Raw genomic sequence first — 16373 nt, 5'->3', positions numbered from 1 at the left:
GCCGATCCGGCTGTCGGAGGAGGTGACGTAGACGGTGACCGCGGGCTTGCCGGATCACACCGGATCGCCGTTCGCGTCGAATTGCGGCGTCACGTCGATCCCCGTCACCTGCCGCTTCGTCGCCGCGTTCGCGCTGCCGTCGTCGTTGTGGTTGGGGATCGACTTGACGTGGTTCAGCGTCACCTGATCGGTCACGTGGAACCGCGCGGTGGTGTCGCCGTCGGTCGGATCGGGGTCCCCGAAGGCGATCGTCAGGACGTGCACATCCCCGTCCACCTCGGTGACGTAAAGCCGCCCATCCGCCCCCCACACCAGCGCGGTGGGCTGGGAAAGACCCCCGAAACCATTGAAATCAAGCGAGCTGGCAGAAAAATTGTTGGAAACAGCCACGACCATTACCCTTCGAAACACTCGTTAAAAAATGTGGCGAAACGCAAGAACACGCGCCCCGGCAATCAATCTCGTCCTGAGGAGCGGTCTGGGGCATAAGACGGGCGTCGCTGAAAACGGGCGGTGCCCCGGTCCTTCCCCCCGATCCCCCCCGGCAAACGCGCCCGGAGATCGGCTGCTCCTCATACCTCTGTCCCAACGTTAACAATCCGCGGCCACGGCACAAACATATTTTCGCCACAGAACCGCACTCGGCCCGAAACTTAAGGTTTATTACAAAAGTACTACCAGCATGGTAACTTTATAACTAACCCTTGAGGGGCGGTGGGTCTTCGAAAATTATGCCTCAGGTTGTCGTCGCACGCTCTTCCTGTGGTGAAAAATGCTGATTGGCGAACCACCTGAATGGATGGCCCCGATACATCTCGAACCTCCAATCTTCGGCTCGTGTCGCTTCAGGAGATTTAAATGATCGGGGAGACGAAATGTGATTTGCACGGTGAGATTGTTCCCGGATCGCCCGAATCCGGTCCGCGAACTCTCTCGCGTCTGCGCGTTAACCGACGGATGAACGAATCATCCGACACCTATCCGACTGCCCCCGGGCCGGTCACCGAACCCTACCGGAACCCGGGAACCCGCTCTCCGGCAACCTGCGGCTTGCCAATCGGGGCGCTCGGGTCCACTTTGCCTCGGCTTCTGCACCTTTACGCAACAGATCCGGGCCTGACATGACCGAGACCGAGCTTCCCGTCGCACTCGTCACCGGCTCGGCCGGGTTCATCGGCATGCATATCTGCGAGCGGCTGATCGCGGATGGGTACAGGGTGGTCGGGCTCGACTCCCTGAACGACTATTACAGCGTCGCGCTCAAGCAGGCGCGCCACGACCGGCTGGCGCGGCACAACGCGTTCAGCGCCGAGATCGGCAAGATCGAGGATCCCGGCCGGCTGATGCGGCTGTTCGAGGAAAACCGCCCCAGCCTCGTGGTCCATCTCGCGGCGCAGGCGGGGGTGCGCTACTCGATCGAGCAGCCGCGCGCCTATCTGGAGGCGAACCTGCAGGGCAGCTTCGAGCTTCTGGAGGCGGCGCGGGCGCATCCGCCCGCGCATATGCTGTTCGCCTCGACCAGCTCGGTCTACGGGGCCAATACCGAGATGCCCTATCGCGAGACGGCCAAGGCCGACACGCAGATGTCCTTCTACGCCGCCACCAAGAAGGCGGGCGAGGCGATGGCGCATTCCTACGCGCATCTCTACGACCTGCCGATCACCATGTTCCGCTTTTTCACCGTCTACGGGCCATGGGGCCGGCCGGACATGGCGCTGTTCAAGTTCACCCGGGCGATCCTCGAGGACACGCCCATCGACATCTACAACCACGGCGACATGAAGCGCGACTTCACCTATATCGACGATCTGGTCGAAGGGATCCGCCGTCTCGCCGATGCGATCCCGGCCCGGCCCGGACCCGAGGGCCCGCGCGAGGGCGACAGCCTCTCCGCGGTCGCCCCCTTCAGGGTGGTGAATATCGGCAATGGCGCGCCGGTGCCGCTGATGGAGTTCGTCGAGGCGATCGAGGCGGCGCTGGGGCGGACGGCGATCAAGCGCTTTCTCGACATGCAGCCGGGGGACGTGCCCGCCACATGGGCCGATACGCGGCTTATCGGCGAGCTGACCGGCTATGCCCCCTCGACCCCCGTCGCGCTCGGCGTGGCGCGCTTCGTGGAGTGGTACCGCGACTATCACGGTGTCTGAATCGTGGGCATGGCGACCGGCGCGGCCGTCTTGCACGCAGGACGGTGCCCAGGGGGCTTGCCTCTCGGCGCGGTGCCTGCGAGCCTCACCACATGGATGATTGGACCATACGCCGGGCCGTGCCCGAGGACGCGGCCGCGCTGACCGCCTGCTTCGCGCGGGCCTATGCGCCGCATGCGCATCTGCCCGACCTGCCGCCGGTCACGCGCGGCATCGGCGACGACATCGCCAACCACTATGTCTGGCTGGCCGAGCGCGGTGACGATGTGTTCGGCGGCGCGGTGCTGGTCATCGGCCCGGGCAGCGCCAAGCTGTCGAATATCTGCGTCGATCCGGGTGCCGCCCGCAACGGCATCGGACGGGCGCTCCTGCGGCTCATCGAGGCCGAGGCCCGCGCCTGGGGGGCGCAGGCGGTGACGCTGACCACCCATGCGGCGATGGCGGAGACGCGGCGCTTCTACGATCACCTCGGGTGGCGCGAGACCGGGCGCTCCGGCAACCGGGTCTACATGGAAAAGCCCCTGTCCGGCTGAGGCCGCGCCGCAACCAAGTCCCCGATGCCGCGTTGTCGAGAGGCATCCCGGGCGGATGCGCCGGGCACGAGGAGCGTCATGGCCAAGGGCAGGACATCGAACAAGAAGGCCACGCCGGTCGAGGCGCCGCTGGAGCCGCGCGTCGAGGCGTTCCGGGCCTTGGCGCAACGCTATGCCGCCGATGGCTGCGCGATGCGGCCCGGCCAGCTCACTGGCCATGACCGGCGCATGCATGTGCGCGACACGATCATCGAGGACCACGCGACGCGGATCGACCAGAAGGCGGTCGGCGCGCAGCGCAAGTTCGACAAGCTCTCAAGCTCGCTCTTCGCCTTCTTCCGGGGTACCTCGCTGCTGTTTCACCGCGACATGGCGGGCGAGGATTCGCGGATGCCGACGGTGCTGCTGCTGGGGGACGTGCATCCGGGCAATTTCGGGGTGATGCCCAATGCCGACAACGTGCCGATCTTCGGCGTCAACGATTTCGACGATGTCTGCTACGGTCCCTTCACCTGGGACCTGAAGCGCGGCGCGACGGGCTTCATGCTCGGCGCCGGGGAAAAGTGCGGCTACGGCGCCAAGGCGCAGCGCAAGATCGCCCGGGCCTTCATCGACGGCTATCTCGACGGCATGGAGTTCTATGCCAGGAGCGGCACCGAGTCCGGCGAGGAACTGCGCCCCGACAACAGCCCCAAGGTGATCCGGCGGCTGTTCGAGGAGGCGCGGACCTCGCGGACCGACTGGCTGCGCGACCGCTATCTCGACGAGACCGGACGCGGCTTTCGCGCCAATGAGGAGTTCACCCCGGTATCGCGCAGGGTCGAGGAGTTCCAGAAGCAGATCGACAGGCTCGCCGCGGGCGACAAGGTCGGGTGTTCGCGCCGGATCGAGGGTCTGAAGGTCAAGGACGTGGCGATCCGACATGGGCAGGGTACCGCCTCGCTCGGCCTGCCGCGCTACTACGTGCTGCTCGAAGGCCCGTCGGGCGACGCCACCGACGACCTGATCATCGAGTTCAAGCGCGCCCGCCGCTCGGCGCTGAGCGGGCTTGTGCCCGAGACCGGCTTCGACTCGGGCGAGCTGGGGGCCCGGATCGCGCATGGGCAGTCGGTGCATCTCGCCCATGGCGACGTGTTCTACGGTGAGGTCGAGATCGAGGGCGAGAGCTTCATGTCGCGCGAACGCGCGCCGTTCCGAGAGGACATCGATCTCGACGAGCTGTCGAAGAAGACCTGGAAGGCCTATGCGCGGGTCTGCGGTCGGGCGCTGGCGCAGGCGCATGCCCGCTCCGACGAGGTCGGGCAGATCGATTACGACGTGGAGCCGCGCATCCTCGAGGCGATCGGGCCGCGCAAGCTCTTCGTGGCCGACATCCTCGACTTCGCCGAGGAGGCGCTGGCCCGGCTGCGCCGCGACCACGAGAGCTTTCGCCGCGACCACGCGCATGGCGCCTTCGAGGATCTGCGGCGCAGCTACCGCTGAGCGGTCAGACCGAGACCTCCGAGAGCAGCCGCTCGCGCGGCACGTCGTCGCGCGCGCCCGAAAGCGTCACCGCGCCGCGCCGCATCACCACGAAGCGATCAGCGAGATCATAGGCAAAGTCGAAATACTGCTCGACCAGCACGATCGCCATGTCGCCCCGGTCGCGCAGCTTGGCGATCACTCGGCCGATCTGGGCGATGATGTTAGGCTGAATCCCTTCCGTCGGCTCGTCGAGCAGCAGCACGCGCGGCCTGAGCACCAGCGCGCGGGCGATGGAGAGCTGCTGCTGCTGGCCGCCCGAGAGGTCGCCGCCGCGCCGTTGCCGCATCTCGTGCAGCACCGGGAACAGCTCGTAGATCTCGTCCGGCACCTTGCGCTCGGCGCGCGGCAGCCCGGCAAAGGCGGTCTCGAGGTTCTCGCGCACGGTCAGGAGCGGGAACACCTCGCGCCCCTGCGGCACGTAGCCGATGCCGCGCCGCGCCTTGGCATGGGCCGAGAGCCCGGTGACCGCGTCGCCATCCAGCCGGATCTCGCCCCGGCTGGTCGGGTGCCGCCCGGCCAGCGCCTTGAGCAGGCTGGTCTTGCCGACGCCGTTGGTGCCCATCACGCAGGTCACCTCGCCGGGGCAGGCCTCGAGCGAGACGCCGTCGAGGATCTGGCTGTGGCCGTAATGCAGGTCGAGCCTGTCCACTTGGAGCATGGTTATCGTCCCAGATAGACGTCGATGACGTCGGGGTTGGAGGTCACGTGGTCGAGGCTGCCTTCGGCCAGCACCGATCCCTCGTGCAGCACCGTCACCCGGCAGTTCAGCCGCCGCACGAACTCCATGTCGTGCTCGACCACCACCACGGCGCGGGTCTTCGCCGCCTCGACGAGGATCTCGGTGGTCTTCTCGCGCTCGGCCACGGTCATCCCGGCGGCGGGTTCGTCCACGAGCAGCAGCCGCGGCTCCTGCGCCAGCAGCATGCCGATCTCCAGCCACTGCTTCTGGCCGTGGCTGAGTTCGCCCGACTTGCGGTCGAGATGCGCGGCAAGGCCGATGGTTTCGGACAGCGCGTCGACCCGCTCCAGTTCGGCGGGGCCGGGCCGCCAGAACAGCGCCGCGAAGGGGCCGCGCTTGTTTTTCAGCGCCACCAGCAGGTTGGCGCGCACGGTCTGGTCTTCGAACACGGTTGGCTTCTGGAACTTGCGCCCCACCCCTTCGCGGGCGATCCGCGCCTCGGACAGGCCCAGCAGCGAGATCCCCTTTTCGCCCCAGCGGATCGTGCCCTTGTCGGGCCGGGTCTTGCCGGTGACGATGTCCATGAAGGTGGTCTTGCCCGCGCCGTTGGGTCCGATCACCGCGCGCAGTTCGGACGCGCCCATGTGGAAGGACAGGTTGTTGATGGCGCGGAAGCCGTCGAAGCTGACCGAGACGCCCGAGACTTCGAGAAGCGTGCTCATGCCTTGGCCTCCTCTTCGCGGAAGCTGCCCTGATCGGGGCCGAGATCGGCGCCATGCCGCGCCGGGCGGCGGCGCTGGGTCCACAGATCCACCAGCCCGCCCAGCCCCTTGGGAGCCAGCAGCGTGACCAGCACGAAGCTGAAGCCCAGCATCACCAGCCACCAGTCGACCCAGACGAGCCGCAGCGGCCCGAGATCGAGATCGGGCAGCTTGCCCGAGGTGAAGAAGGAGGAGATCAGGCTGACCGCAATGGCGCCGATCACCGCGCCATAGAGCCGTCCGCGCCCGCCGATCGCCACCCAGACCGCGAGGTAGATCGAGGCGATCGGCATCATCTCGGCCGGGTTCACGATCCCCGCCTGCGGGTAGTAGAGCGCACCCGCGATGCCGGTGATCGCCGCCGACAGGGTGAAGACGGCGAGCTTGTAGCCCTCGACCGGGTAGCCGAGAAACCGCACCCGCGCCTCGTTGTCGCGGATGCCGCGCAGGATCGCCCCGAACTTGCCCGACACCACGAAGGCGCAGAGCAGGTAGCCCAGTCCCAGCGCCAGCGCCGATCCCCACAGGAACCACAGCGAGACGGTGGATTGCGGCACGCCCGAGAGCCCCGGCAGGTTCTGCAGCCCCGACAGCCCGTTATTGCCGCGCAGGCCCGCATCGTTCTGGAACAGGTAGAGCGCCAGCGCCAGCGTCATCGCCTGGGTCAGGATCGACAGGTAGACGCCGGTGACGCGGCTGCGAAAGGCGAGCCAGCCGAAGACCAGCGCCAGCGCCGAGGGCACGAGCACGACGAGCGCGAGCTGCGCCGGCAGCGAGCCCGAGAAGGCCCAGATCGCCGGGAAGTCCGAGGATCCGACCACGCCGAAGATCTGCCCGCCCACCGCGTCGCGGATCTCCTGCGGCGTCGGCGGGATCGCCTGACCGGCGAGGCTTTCGGCGACGATCCCTTCGGTCCGCGCGGTCATCAGCCACATGCCGATCATGTAGCCGCCGAGCGCGAAGAAGGCGATGTTGCCCAGAGACAGGATGCCGGCATAGCCCCAGACCAGGTCCATGGCGAGCGCGGCCAGCGCGAGGCAGAGCGTCATCCCCAGCGTCTTGACGAAGCTGGTCGAGAGCCCGCCCGAGGCCGCCATCGCGGTGATGGCGAGCGTGCCGATCAGCAGCAGTCCCAGCACCACCGGCACCGACGGGTTGCGCTTGAGAAACGAGCCGGTCATGCGGCCTCCGATCTTTGAATGGCGATGCGGATCACGGTCAGTCCCCCGCGGCGCGGCCCCGGAGCGCGATGATGCCGCGCGGCCGGAACTGGATGAAGATGATGACGGCGACGATCATCCATGTCTGCGCCGCCAGCGTGTTCGAGGGGTTCAGAACCTCGATGCCCTTCTGCAGACCGCCGATCATCGCGGCGCCCGCCAGCGTGCCCCAGATGTTGCCGACGCCGCCGACCACGACGGTCATGAAGCTCTGCACGATGTAGTCGGCACCCATCTCGGAGGTGACCTTGGCGTAGAGCCCGATGGCGACACCGGCGATGCCCGCGATGCCCGAGCCAAGCCCGAAGGTCAGCATGTTGACCCGGCCTGGATCGATACCGACCGAGGCCGCCATGCCGGGGTTCTGGGTCACCGAGCGGGTCTCGAGCCCGAGCCGGGTGCGCTTCATCAGGAACAGGAAGAAGCCGAGGAACATCAGCGCCAGCACGAAGATCGCGATGCGGATATGGCTGATGCCGACCACGTCGTTGACGATCCAGGCGCCGCCGAGCCAGCCCGGCGCGGTGAGCGGCCGGGCCTGCGTGCCGAAGATGATCTTGGCGAGCTGCTGCAGCGCGATCGAGATGCCGAAGGTGGCGAGCAGCGTCTCCAGCGGGCGCTTGTAGAGATGCCGGATCACCAGCCGCTCCATCGCGACGCCGGCGGCGAAGGTGACCACGAAGGCCGCCGGCAGCGCCGCGATCAGCGACAGCGTCCGGTCGGGCACGATCTGCTGCACCAGATAGGCGGTATAGGCGCCCATCATGATGAATTCGCCATGCGCCATGTTGATCACCCCCATCACCCCGAAGGTGACGGCGAGGCCGATCGCGGCGAGGAAGTAGATCGAGGCGAGCGAGAGCGCGTCGAGGCCGATATCGACCCCCTTCATCGCGCCGACCCTGATGCCGATCGAGGTGAGCGCCGCGCGGGCGGCATCGGTCACGGCCTCCGAGGGTTCGGTATAGATGTCGAAGAAGGCGTGGGCGGCCAGCGCCGCGTCGACATCGGCCTCATCGACGCGGGGGGCCACGAGGCCATCGGCGGCGAGCGCGTCATAGGCGCGGGCGCGGGCCTCCGGATCGCCCAGCGTCTCGACCGGCACGCCGCCGACCATGCCGTCGGCGCGGTTGGCCTCGAGCGCGGCGCGGATCTCGTCGGCGCTGGGACGCGGCGGCGCCAGCCCGGCATCGACCAGCGCGCCATAGGCGGCGGCGCGCGACAGGCTTTCGCCGCCGGGCGACAGCTCTCGCGCGACGTTGCCCTGGGGCGTCTCGCCCTCGGGCAGCGCCACCATGCGGCTGGCCAGCAGCGGGTTGATGGCGGCGCGGGTCTCGACGGCGGTGTCGGTGGACAGCGCCTCGATGGCGGCGACGCGCTCGGCCTCGTCGGTGCCGAAGCGCGCGGTCAGCAGCCGCTCCAGCCGGATCTTGCGGGCCAGGAGATCCGCGTCCTCCTCGGTCTCGATCGAGGCGCGCAGCGGCGCCAGCAATTCGGGCTCGGGGTCGCGGGTGATGGATTCCAGCGCGGCCCGCCTGCGGCGCGGCTCGGGATCGGTGAGCTGGAACTGCACCAGCGCGGTGCCGATCAGCGCGCGGATGCCGCTGTTGGGCTTGATCTGCTCCATCGCATCCGTCTCGGCCGGACCCGCCTCGTCGCCGGTATCGACATCGACGAGGATCTCTTCCCCGTCCTTTTCGATGACCCGCCAGAAACGGCCCTCCGCGTCGATCCAGAGCGCCTTGTCCTGCCAGGCCTGCAGCACCGGCTGCACCCGTGGCAGGCCGCTTGCGACGATCGCCTCGATCGCCGGGCCGATGGTGCGCCGCGAGCTTTCCTCGATCAGCGCGCCCTGCGCCTGCAGCAGGTCCTGCACCGGCCCGGCCTGCGCCATGCCCGCGCCGAGGCCCAGCCAGAGCGCCGCCAGCGCCGTCTTGATTGTCCGTCTCATCATCCCGCCCCCGAGGGGGACCGGGGGCCCGGCCCCCGGTCCGACCATGCTCAGTAGTTCGATTTGGTCTGCACGCAGGTCTCGGTCTGCGTGTTGTACATGCCGCAATCGAGTTCCTGCCAATCCGAGGTCAGCACCGCGCTCTCGGGCAGGTAGTCGGTCCAGGCGTCGCCCGGCACGGGATCGGTCTCGCTCAGGATGTCGAACTGCCCGTCCTCGGTGATCTCGCCGATCAGCACCGGCTTGGTCAGGTGATGGTTGGGCAGCATCTCGGCGGTGGAGCCGGTCAGGTTGTCGAAGGTCTGACCATACATCGCCGCGCGCACCGCATCGACATCGGCGGTGCCGGCATCCTCGACCGCCTGCGCCCACATGTTGAAGCCGATGTAATGCGCCTCCATCGGGTCGTTGGTGACCCGCTCCTCGCCCATCTTCTCCTTCCACTTGGCGACGAAGGCCTCGTTGGCCTCGCCCTCGGCCGACTGGAAGTAGTTCCACGCCGCGAGGTGGCCGACGAGGTTCGAGGTGTCGAGACCCGACAGCTCCTCCTCGCCCACCGAGAAGGCGATGACGGGGATGTCCTCGGCCGAGACGCCCTGCGCGGCGAGCTCCTTGTAGAAGCCGATATTGGCGTCGCCGTTGATGGTCGAGATCACGCCGACCTTCTTGCCGTCGGCGCCGAGCGCCACGACGTCCGAGACGATCTTGGACCAGTCGGAATGGCCGAAGGGGGTGTAGTTGACGAAGATGTCGGCGTCGGCCACGCCCTGATCCTTGAGATAGGCCTCGAGGATGTTGTTGGTGGTGCGCGGATAGACGTAGTCGGTGCCCAGCAGCGCGAATTTCTCGACGCCCATCTCCTCGATCATGTAGTCGGTGGCGGGGATCGCCTGCTGGTTCGGCGCGGCGCCGGTGTAGAACACGTTTTTCGAGGATTCCTCTCCCTCGTACTGCACCGGATAGAACAGCAGCCCGTTCAGCTCCTCGATCACCGGCAGCACCGACTTGCGCGACACGCTGGTCCAGTTACCGAAGATCACGTCGACCTCGTGCACGGTCAGCAGTTCGCGCGCCTTCTCGGCGAAGAGCGGCCAGTCGGAGGCCGGGTCGACCACCACCGCCTCGAGATCGCAGCCCAGGAGGCCGCCCTTCTCGTTCTGGTCCTCGACCAGCATCAGCACCGTGTCCTTCAGCGTCGTCTCGGAGATCGCCATGGTGCCCGAGAGCGAATGGAGCACGCCGACCTTGATCGGGCAGGCGGCGTCCTGTGCCATGGCGGGGGCGGCCGAGAGGCCGAGCGCCGCGGTCAGGGCGAGGGTGGAAATACGCGTTTTCATGTCACTGTCTCCCGCGGGACGCGGCGTCGACGTTGCCCGCTGGGCCCGCCGGTTCTAGATCTCGTCCCGCAACATCGTTGCACCCGGGGGCGGCCGTCGAGAGCTGCAATTCCTGCGGCCGTCCCCATCTCCCGCCCATGCCCGGTGCCGATCGACCCGGTGGCGGATGCGCTCATCGTTTGAGCAGCGCGGCCGAAGTGGCAAACTTCCGGGCGCCGCGGCGCAGCGGGATTGCGGCCATTGCCGACATTTTGTGCAAATGCCCGGGACCATGCCGCAATCCTGATCGCTATGGCGCGGCGGGCCCGGCGATCCCGGCGCCCGGTCTGGCATCTTCGTATCCGGACGGCGCAGGAAAGCGGCAGGAGATGCCTCGGGGAGAACCGCCATCCTGCACCAGCTGCCATATGCCGCCCCGCCCCGCGCGAAGGGCGCCCTGCGGATCGAGGCCGGGGCGGGCGGACTGTCGCTGCTGCGCCAGGAGGGGGCGCTGCGGGCGCTGTTCCCGAGCAAGCCCCATGTCGAGGCGGTGATCCTCAACACCTCCGGCGGCGCCACCGGGGGCGACCGGCTCGAGATCGAGGCGCGGGCGACTCCGGGCGGGCATCTGCGGCTCACCACGCAGGCCGCCGAGCGGGCCTATCGCAGTTCCGGCGGCCCGGCGGCGCGCATCCGCAACCGGCTCGCGGCCGAGACCGGCGCGCGGCTCGACTGGCTGCCGCAGGAGACGATCCTCTATCGCGGCTGCGATCTCGACCGGACGCTCACGCTCGATCTCGCTCCCGGCGCCCGGGCGCTCTTGGTCGAACCGGTGATCTTCGGCCGGGCGCTGATGGGCGAGGTGCTGGACGAGGCGCGGTTCCGCGACCGCGTCGAGATCCGCCGCGACGGCGCGCCGCTCTATCTCGACGCGATGCGGCTCGAAGGAGACGTCGCCGCGCATCTCGCGCGCCCCGCCGTGGCGAACGGCGCCGGCGCGATGGCCAGCGTGATCCTCGCCGCCGCCGAGGCCGAGGCGCATCTCGCGCCGATCCGCGCGCTGCTGCCCGCCACGGGGGGCGCGACGCTCGTCGCCCCCGACCTTCTGGTGCTGCGGCTTCTGGCCGAGGACGGCTTCGCGCTGCGCCAGACGCTTCTGCCGATGCTCGACCTGCTGACCGGCGGCACCCTGCCCGCCTCATGGAGACTATAGGATGAACCTCACCCCCCGCGAAAAGGACAAGCTCTTGGTCGCCATGGCCGCCGAGGTGGCGCGCCGCCGCCTCGCCCGGGGCGTCAAGCTCAACCACCCCGAGGCGATCGCGCTGATCACCGACGCGGTGGTCGAGGGCGCGCGCGACGGCCGCAGCGTGGCCGAGATGATGCAGAGGGGCGCCGAGGTGATCACCCGAGCGCAATGCATGGCGGGCGTACCCGAGATGATCCCCGAGGTGCAGGTCGAGGCGACATTCCCCGACGGCACCAAGCTCGTCACCGTGCACGACCCGATCCGTTGAGCCCCAGTCGTCGAAAGGACCGATGATGACCCGCATCCTGCTTGCCACCCCGCTCGTCCTTCCCGCCCCGGCGCTCGCCCATGCGGGCGCGGCGCATCTCCATGCCGGTTGGGCCGGGCCCCTCCTCGGCCTCGCGCTCGTTGCCGTGGCGCTGATCCGGGGGCTGCGCGCATGATCCCCGGCGAGGTGATGCCAAAGAGCGGCGAGATCGAACTGAACGCGGGGTCGGAGGCGATCACGCTGATGGTCGCCAATACCGGCGACCGTCCGGTGCAGGTCGGCAGCCATTTCCACTTTGCCGAGGCCAATCCCGGCCTCGACTTCGACCGTTCGGCGGCGCGCGGACGGCGGCTCGACATCGCCTCGGGCACGGCGGTGCGCTTCGAGCCGGGCCAGCGCCGCGAGGTGCGGCTGATCGAGATCGGCGGCGACCGGCGCGTCTTCGGCTTCCAGGGCGACGTGATGGGAGAGCTGTGATGGTCGCGCATGGGGGGAATCGGCTTCGTATGCTAGGCTGGCGGCGGACCGGACCGGAGGTTTGCCATGCGCTTCGTTTTCCTGTTCCCGCTCCTTCTCCTGCATTCCCTGCCCGCCTTGGCGCGGAACGACTATCACCGCTGCGACCCGTCCACGCAGATGGGCCTCAACTTCTGCGCCCACGAGGAGTGGATGGCCGCCGATGCCGAGCTGAATCGCCTGTGGGGCGTGGTGAAACCGCGCGCCGATGCCCGGGGGACCGGTCAGGCGCTTCTGAACGAGCAGCGCGCCTGGCTTGCGCGGCGCGACGCGACCTGCGAGCCGGAGCAGCAGGGCGGCGGCAGCGCCGCGCCGATGTTCTACTGGAGATGCATGGAGGGGCTGACGCTGCGCCGCAACGCGGAGCTGCGCGCGATGCGCTGAGCCGCGCCTCCATGAGCCCTGCGACCCAACTCATGGAGGCCATCCGATGCCCGTGACCATTCCGCGCGGCGACTACGCCGCCATGTACGGCCCCACCACCGGCGACCGGGTCCGGCTTGCCGATACCGACCTCGTGATCGAGGTCGAGCGCGATCTCACCACCTATGGCGAGGAGGTGAAGTTCGGCGGCGGCAAGACGATCCGCGACGGCATGGGCCAGAGCCAGCGCTCGCGCGCCGAGGGCGCGGTCGACACGGCTGTAACCAACGCGCTGATCCTCGACCATACCGGCATCTACAAGGCGGATGTCGGGCTGCGCGACGGGCGCATCGCCGCCATCGGCAAGGCGGGCAACCCCGATACCCAGCCGAATGTCGACATCGTCGTGGGCCCCGGAACCGAGGTGATCGCCGGCGAGGGGCGCATCCTCACCGCCGGCGGCATGGACAGCCACATTCACTACATCTGTCCGCAGCAGATCGAGGAGGCGCTGGCTTCCGGCGTCACCACCATGCTCGGCGGTGGCACCGGTCCGGCGCATGGCACGCTCGCCACCACCTGCACGCCGGGGCCGTGGCATCTCGCCCGGATGCTGCAATCGGCCGATGCCTTCCCGATGAACCTCGCCTTCGCGGGCAAGGGCAATGCGAGCTTACCGGGCGCGCTGCACGAGCAGGTGCTCGCCGGCGCCTGCGCGCTAAAGCTGCACGAGGATTGGGGCACGACGCCTGCCGCCATCGACTGCTGCCTGCGGGTCGCCGACGAGACCGGCGTGCAGGTGATGATCCACACCGACACTCTCAACGAGGCGGGCTTCGTCGAGAACACCGTCAAGGCCATCGCGGGCCGCACCATCCATGCCTTCCATACCGAGGGCGCGGGCGGCGGCCATGCTCCCGACATCATCAAGATCTGCGGCGAGATGTCGGTGCTGCCCGCCTCGACCAACCCGACGCGGCCCTTCACCGTCAACACGGTCGAGGAGCATCTCGACATGCTGATGGTCTGCCACCACCTCGACAAGCGGGTGCCAGAGGACATCGCCTTCGCCGAGAGCCGGATCCGGCGCGAGACCATCGCCGCCGAGGACATCCTGCACGACATGGGCGCCTTCTCGATCATCGCCTCGGACAGCCAGGCGATGGGCCGCGTCGGCGAGGTGCTGATCCGCACCTGGCAGACCGCCGACAAGATGAAGCGCCAGCGCGGGCGTCTGGCCGAGGAAGCGGGAGAGAACGACAACTTCCGTGCCCGCCGCTATGTCGCGAAATACACGATCAATCCGGCGCTGGCGCATGGCCTCGCGCACGAGATCGGCTCGATCGAGCCGGGCAAGCGCGCCGATCTGGTGCTCTGGCACCCGGCCTTCTTCGGGGTGAAGCCCGAGATGGTGCTCTTGGGCGGGCAGATCGTGATGGCGCAGATGGGCGATCCCAACGCCTCGATCCCCACCCCGCAGCCGGTGCATCTGCGGCCGATGTTCGGCGCCTATGGCCGTGCGGTCGAACATGCGGGCGTGACCTTCGTGTCCGAGGTCGCGCAAGCCGACGGTATCCGCGAGAGGCTCGGCCTCGCCAAGCAGACGGTGGCCATCGGCGACACGCGGCACGTCACCAAGCGCGACCTGAAGCTCAACGACGCCCTCCCGCATGTCGAGGTCGACCCCGAGACCTACGAGGTGCGTGCCGACGGGGTGCTGCTCACCTGCGAGCCCGCCGAGGTGCTGCCGATGGCGCAGCGCTATTTCCTGTTCTGAGGTAATGCGATGAGTGATCTTCCCACCGCCCGGCAACTGCACCGCAAGGGCCACTGGTCCGGCCCGCACGAGGCTTGCGCGCTCGACTACGAGGGCCGCTTCCTGCGCCGCAAGCGGCTCGTGACCGCCTCGGGTCGCCCGTTCCTCGTCGATCTGCCGCAGACGACTTCGCTGGAAGCGGGCGACGCGCTGGAGCTGTCGGATGGTTCTCTCGTGGCAATCGAGGCCGCACCCGAGCCGTTGACCGAGGCACGCGGCGATCTCGTCCGTCTCGCCTGGCATGTCGGCAACCGCCACACGCCCTGCGAAATCAGACCCGACCGGCTGGTGATCCGCCGCGACCACGTGATCGCGCATATGCTGGCGCATCTGGGCGCCGAGCTGCGCGACGTGACCGGGCCATTCACCCCGGAAGGCGGCGCCTATGGCCATGGTCGCACCCATGCGCATGAGCATGTCGCGACGGCCCATGCTCACTGAGTTGCAGGCCCTGACGCTGGCGCGATGGCTCTCGCCCGGCTACCCGGTCGGGGCCTTCGCCTATTCGCACGGGCTGGAGCGGGCGATCGCGGATGGCCGGGTTTTCGACCGCGCGACGCTCGAGGACTGGCTGCGCGATACGCTGGAGTTCGGCGCAGGTCGCAACGACGCGCTGCTGCTCGTCGCCGCATGGCACGCGGATGGGGACGACCTGGCCGGCATCGACGCCACCGCCCGTGCCCTGGCCGCCAGCCGCGAGCGGCTGATCGAGACGGAGCGGCAGGGCACGGCCTTCGCGCGGACCGAGGCCCGGGTCTCGGGCGTCACGGCGGCCCCCCTCGCCTATCCCGTCGCCATCGGCGCGGCGGCGGCGCGGCACGGTCTGCCGCCCCGATCCACTTGCGCGCTCTACCTGCAGGCCTTCGCGGCCAATCTCGTTTCGGCGGCGCAGCGGCTGATGCCGCTGGGCCAGACCGAGGGGCAGCGGCTGCAATCCGCGCTCGCGCCGCTTTGCGCGCGCATCGCCGAGGAGGTCGAGCACGGCACGCTCGACGATCTCTCCTCCACCACCTTCATGGGCGACATCGCGTCGATGCGCCACGAAACCCAGCAACCGAGGATCTTCGCCACATGAGCATCAGAACGATGAACGGGCCCCTCCGCATCGGCATCGGCGGCCCCGTCGGCGCCGGCAAGACGACGCTCACCGCCGCTCTGGCGCGCGCGCTTGCGCCCTATCATTCGATCGGAGTCATCACCAACGACATCTACACGCAGGAGGATGCCGAGGCGCTGATGCGGATGCAGATCCTGCCCGGCGACCGGGTGATCGGCGTGGAAACCGGGGGCTGCCCGCATACCGCGATCCGCGAGGATGCGAGCCTCAACCTCGCCGCCGTGGCGGAACTGGAGCGGCGGCATCCCGGCATCGAGGTGGTGCTGATCGAGAGCGGCGGCGACAATCTCTCCGCCACCTTCTCGCCCGAGCTCGCCGATCTGACCGTCTATGTCATCGACGTGGCGGCGGGCGAGGAAATCCCTCGCAAGGGCGGCCCGGCGATCACCCGCTCGGACCTTCTGGTGATCAACAAGACCGATCTGGCGCCGCATGTCGGCGCCTCGCTCGAGGTGATGCAGCGCGACGCGGCGCGGATGCGGGGATCGCGGCCCTTCGTGTTCTGCGCACTGCGCCACGGGCGCGGTGTCGACGAGGTGCTGGCGCATCTACGCGAGATGGGCGGCCTCGTGCCGCAGGGCGTCGCCTGACGCCCCGCGGCCCGGTGGATCAGCGCGCGACCGCGCGCGTGGCGGCGTCGCGGGCGATCTCGCGGATCTGCGAGCGCGCGAAGCCGAGATCGGCAAGATCGCGGTCGCTCAGCCGCGAGAGCTCGGACACGGTGCGGCGATAGACGCGCCACCGCGTCGTGGCCGAGGCAAGGTATCCCGCGACATCGGTACGGGCCTGGGACGGTACTGCGAGTCTCATGACGGTATCTCCTGACATGATCTGAACGGGCGCTCCCGCGCCGCTTGATCGAAGACTGGCGTCTCGACGAAGCATGCACCAGTGCCGTCGGGCTGTACCCTGC

19 protein-coding genes are annotated in these 16373 nt (G+C 68.6%); 12 read left to right on the top strand and 7 right to left on the bottom strand.

Annotated features, from left to right (window positions below; translation table 11 throughout):
• Window positions 1-54 precede the first annotated feature (54 nt).
• Window positions 55-390: a hypothetical protein gene (locus ACRAQ3_RS17775; protein ID WP_432256721.1), complete on the bottom strand. Its 336-nt coding sequence runs from the start codon at window positions 388-390 to the stop codon at window positions 55-57.
• Window positions 391-1121: 731 nt separating this feature from the next.
• Here ACRAQ3_RS17775 and ACRAQ3_RS17770 point away from each other — a divergent pair.
• The 3 genes from ACRAQ3_RS17770 (at window position 1122) to ACRAQ3_RS17760 (ending at window position 4162) form a co-directional block, all read left to right on the top strand.
• Entirely contained in the window at window positions 1122-2147 is a 1026-nt protein-coding gene (locus ACRAQ3_RS17770; RefSeq protein ID WP_432256720.1) for an SDR family NAD(P)-dependent oxidoreductase, read from the top strand.
• Window positions 2148-2239: 92 nt separating this feature from the next.
• Window positions 2240-2680, top strand: coding sequence for a GNAT family N-acetyltransferase (locus tag ACRAQ3_RS17765; protein WP_432256719.1), 441 nt, complete (start codon window positions 2240-2242; stop codon window positions 2678-2680).
• A gap of 78 nt (window positions 2681-2758) precedes the next feature.
• Complete coding sequence (locus ACRAQ3_RS17760; RefSeq protein WP_432256718.1) at window positions 2759-4162, top strand: DUF2252 domain-containing protein; 1404 nt, start codon at window positions 2759-2761, stop codon at window positions 4160-4162.
• Between the two features lie 4 nt (window positions 4163-4166).
• On the opposite strand, the gene urtE is transcribed toward ACRAQ3_RS17760, so the two are convergent.
• The 5 genes from urtE to urtA are packed head-to-tail and all read right to left on the bottom strand — an operon-like array spanning window position 4167 to window position 10152.
• Window positions 4167-4862 carry an urea ABC transporter ATP-binding subunit UrtE gene (urtE, locus tag ACRAQ3_RS17755; protein ID WP_432256717.1) on the bottom strand — a complete coding sequence of 232 codons (696 nt, stop codon included), beginning with the start codon at window positions 4860-4862 and terminating at the stop codon, window positions 4167-4169.
• A 2-nt stretch (window positions 4863-4864) separates the two neighbouring features.
• Complete coding sequence (gene urtD / locus ACRAQ3_RS17750) at window positions 4865-5605, bottom strand: urea ABC transporter ATP-binding protein UrtD (protein ID WP_432256716.1); 741 nt, start codon at window positions 5603-5605, stop codon at window positions 4865-4867.
• Window positions 5602-6825 (bottom strand): ABC transporter permease subunit, encoded by a 1224-nt coding sequence (locus tag ACRAQ3_RS17745; RefSeq protein ID WP_269396797.1) that lies wholly within the window; start codon window positions 6823-6825, stop codon window positions 5602-5604. Before ACRAQ3_RS17745 ends, urtD begins: the two co-directional genes overlap by 4 nt.
• Window positions 6826-6862: 37 nt before the next feature.
• Entirely contained in the window at window positions 6863-8815 is a 1953-nt protein-coding gene (urtB, locus tag ACRAQ3_RS17740) for an urea ABC transporter permease subunit UrtB (RefSeq protein ID WP_432256715.1), read from the bottom strand.
• A 50-nt stretch (window positions 8816-8865) separates the two neighbouring features.
• The gene (gene urtA, locus ACRAQ3_RS17735) at window positions 8866-10152 is read right to left on the bottom strand and encodes an urea ABC transporter substrate-binding protein (RefSeq protein ID WP_432256714.1); all 1287 of its coding nucleotides are present in this window, start codon (window positions 10150-10152) and stop codon (window positions 8866-8868) included.
• 529 nt (window positions 10153-10681) lie between these two features.
• On the opposite strand from urtA, the gene ACRAQ3_RS17730 reads away from it, so the two are divergent.
• The 9 genes from ACRAQ3_RS17730 to ureG all read left to right on the top strand — a co-directional run bounded on the left by ACRAQ3_RS17730 (window position 10682) and on the right by ureG (window position 16050).
• Window positions 10682-11344, top strand: a complete 663-nt coding sequence (locus tag ACRAQ3_RS17730; RefSeq protein ID WP_432256713.1) for an urease accessory protein UreD — start codon at window positions 10682-10684, stop codon at window positions 11342-11344.
• Window position 11345: 1 nt separating this feature from the next.
• Window positions 11346-11648 carry an urease subunit gamma gene (locus tag ACRAQ3_RS17725; RefSeq protein WP_269396801.1) on the top strand — a complete coding sequence of 101 codons (303 nt, stop codon included), beginning with the start codon at window positions 11346-11348 and terminating at the stop codon, window positions 11646-11648.
• 25 nt (window positions 11649-11673) lie between these two features.
• A complete protein-coding gene (locus ACRAQ3_RS17720) occupies window positions 11674-11823 on the top strand; it encodes a hypothetical protein (protein WP_269396802.1) in 150 nt (49 codons plus the stop codon).
• On the top strand, window positions 11820-12125 hold the full coding sequence (locus ACRAQ3_RS17715) for an urease subunit beta (protein ID WP_269396803.1): 306 nt from the start codon (window positions 11820-11822) through the stop codon (window positions 12123-12125). The genes ACRAQ3_RS17720 and ACRAQ3_RS17715 overlap by 4 nt, the downstream gene beginning before the upstream one ends.
• 66 nt (window positions 12126-12191) lie before the next feature.
• Complete coding sequence (locus ACRAQ3_RS17710; protein WP_432256712.1) at window positions 12192-12548, top strand: lysozyme inhibitor LprI family protein; 357 nt, start codon at window positions 12192-12194, stop codon at window positions 12546-12548.
• A gap of 46 nt (window positions 12549-12594) precedes the next feature.
• On the top strand, window positions 12595-14304 hold the full coding sequence (ureC, locus tag ACRAQ3_RS17705) for an urease subunit alpha (RefSeq protein ID WP_432256711.1): 1710 nt from the start codon (window positions 12595-12597) through the stop codon (window positions 14302-14304).
• Between the two features lie 9 nt (window positions 14305-14313).
• Window positions 14314-14784, top strand: a complete 471-nt coding sequence (locus ACRAQ3_RS17700; RefSeq protein ID WP_269396806.1) for an urease accessory protein UreE — start codon at window positions 14314-14316, stop codon at window positions 14782-14784.
• Window positions 14759-15418, top strand: coding sequence for an urease accessory protein UreF (locus tag ACRAQ3_RS17695; protein ID WP_432256710.1), 660 nt, complete (start codon window positions 14759-14761; stop codon window positions 15416-15418). Before ACRAQ3_RS17700 ends, ACRAQ3_RS17695 begins: the two co-directional genes overlap by 26 nt.
• Window positions 15415-16050 (top strand): urease accessory protein UreG, encoded by a 636-nt coding sequence (gene ureG / locus ACRAQ3_RS17690; protein ID WP_432256709.1) that lies wholly within the window; start codon window positions 15415-15417, stop codon window positions 16048-16050. The genes ACRAQ3_RS17695 and ureG overlap by 4 nt, the downstream gene beginning before the upstream one ends.
• 19 nt (window positions 16051-16069) lie before the next feature.
• Here ureG and ACRAQ3_RS17685 read toward each other — a convergent pair whose 3' ends face one another.
• Window positions 16070-16270, bottom strand: a complete 201-nt coding sequence (locus tag ACRAQ3_RS17685; protein ID WP_085897590.1) for a DUF1127 domain-containing protein — start codon at window positions 16268-16270, stop codon at window positions 16070-16072.
• Window positions 16271-16373 lie beyond the last annotated feature (103 nt).

This window comes from Limimaricola sp. AA108-03 (assembly GCF_050847355.1).
Taxonomy (GTDB): Bacteria; Pseudomonadota; Alphaproteobacteria; order Rhodobacterales; family Rhodobacteraceae; genus Limimaricola.
This window is presented reverse-complemented; position numbering and strand designations above follow the sequence as displayed.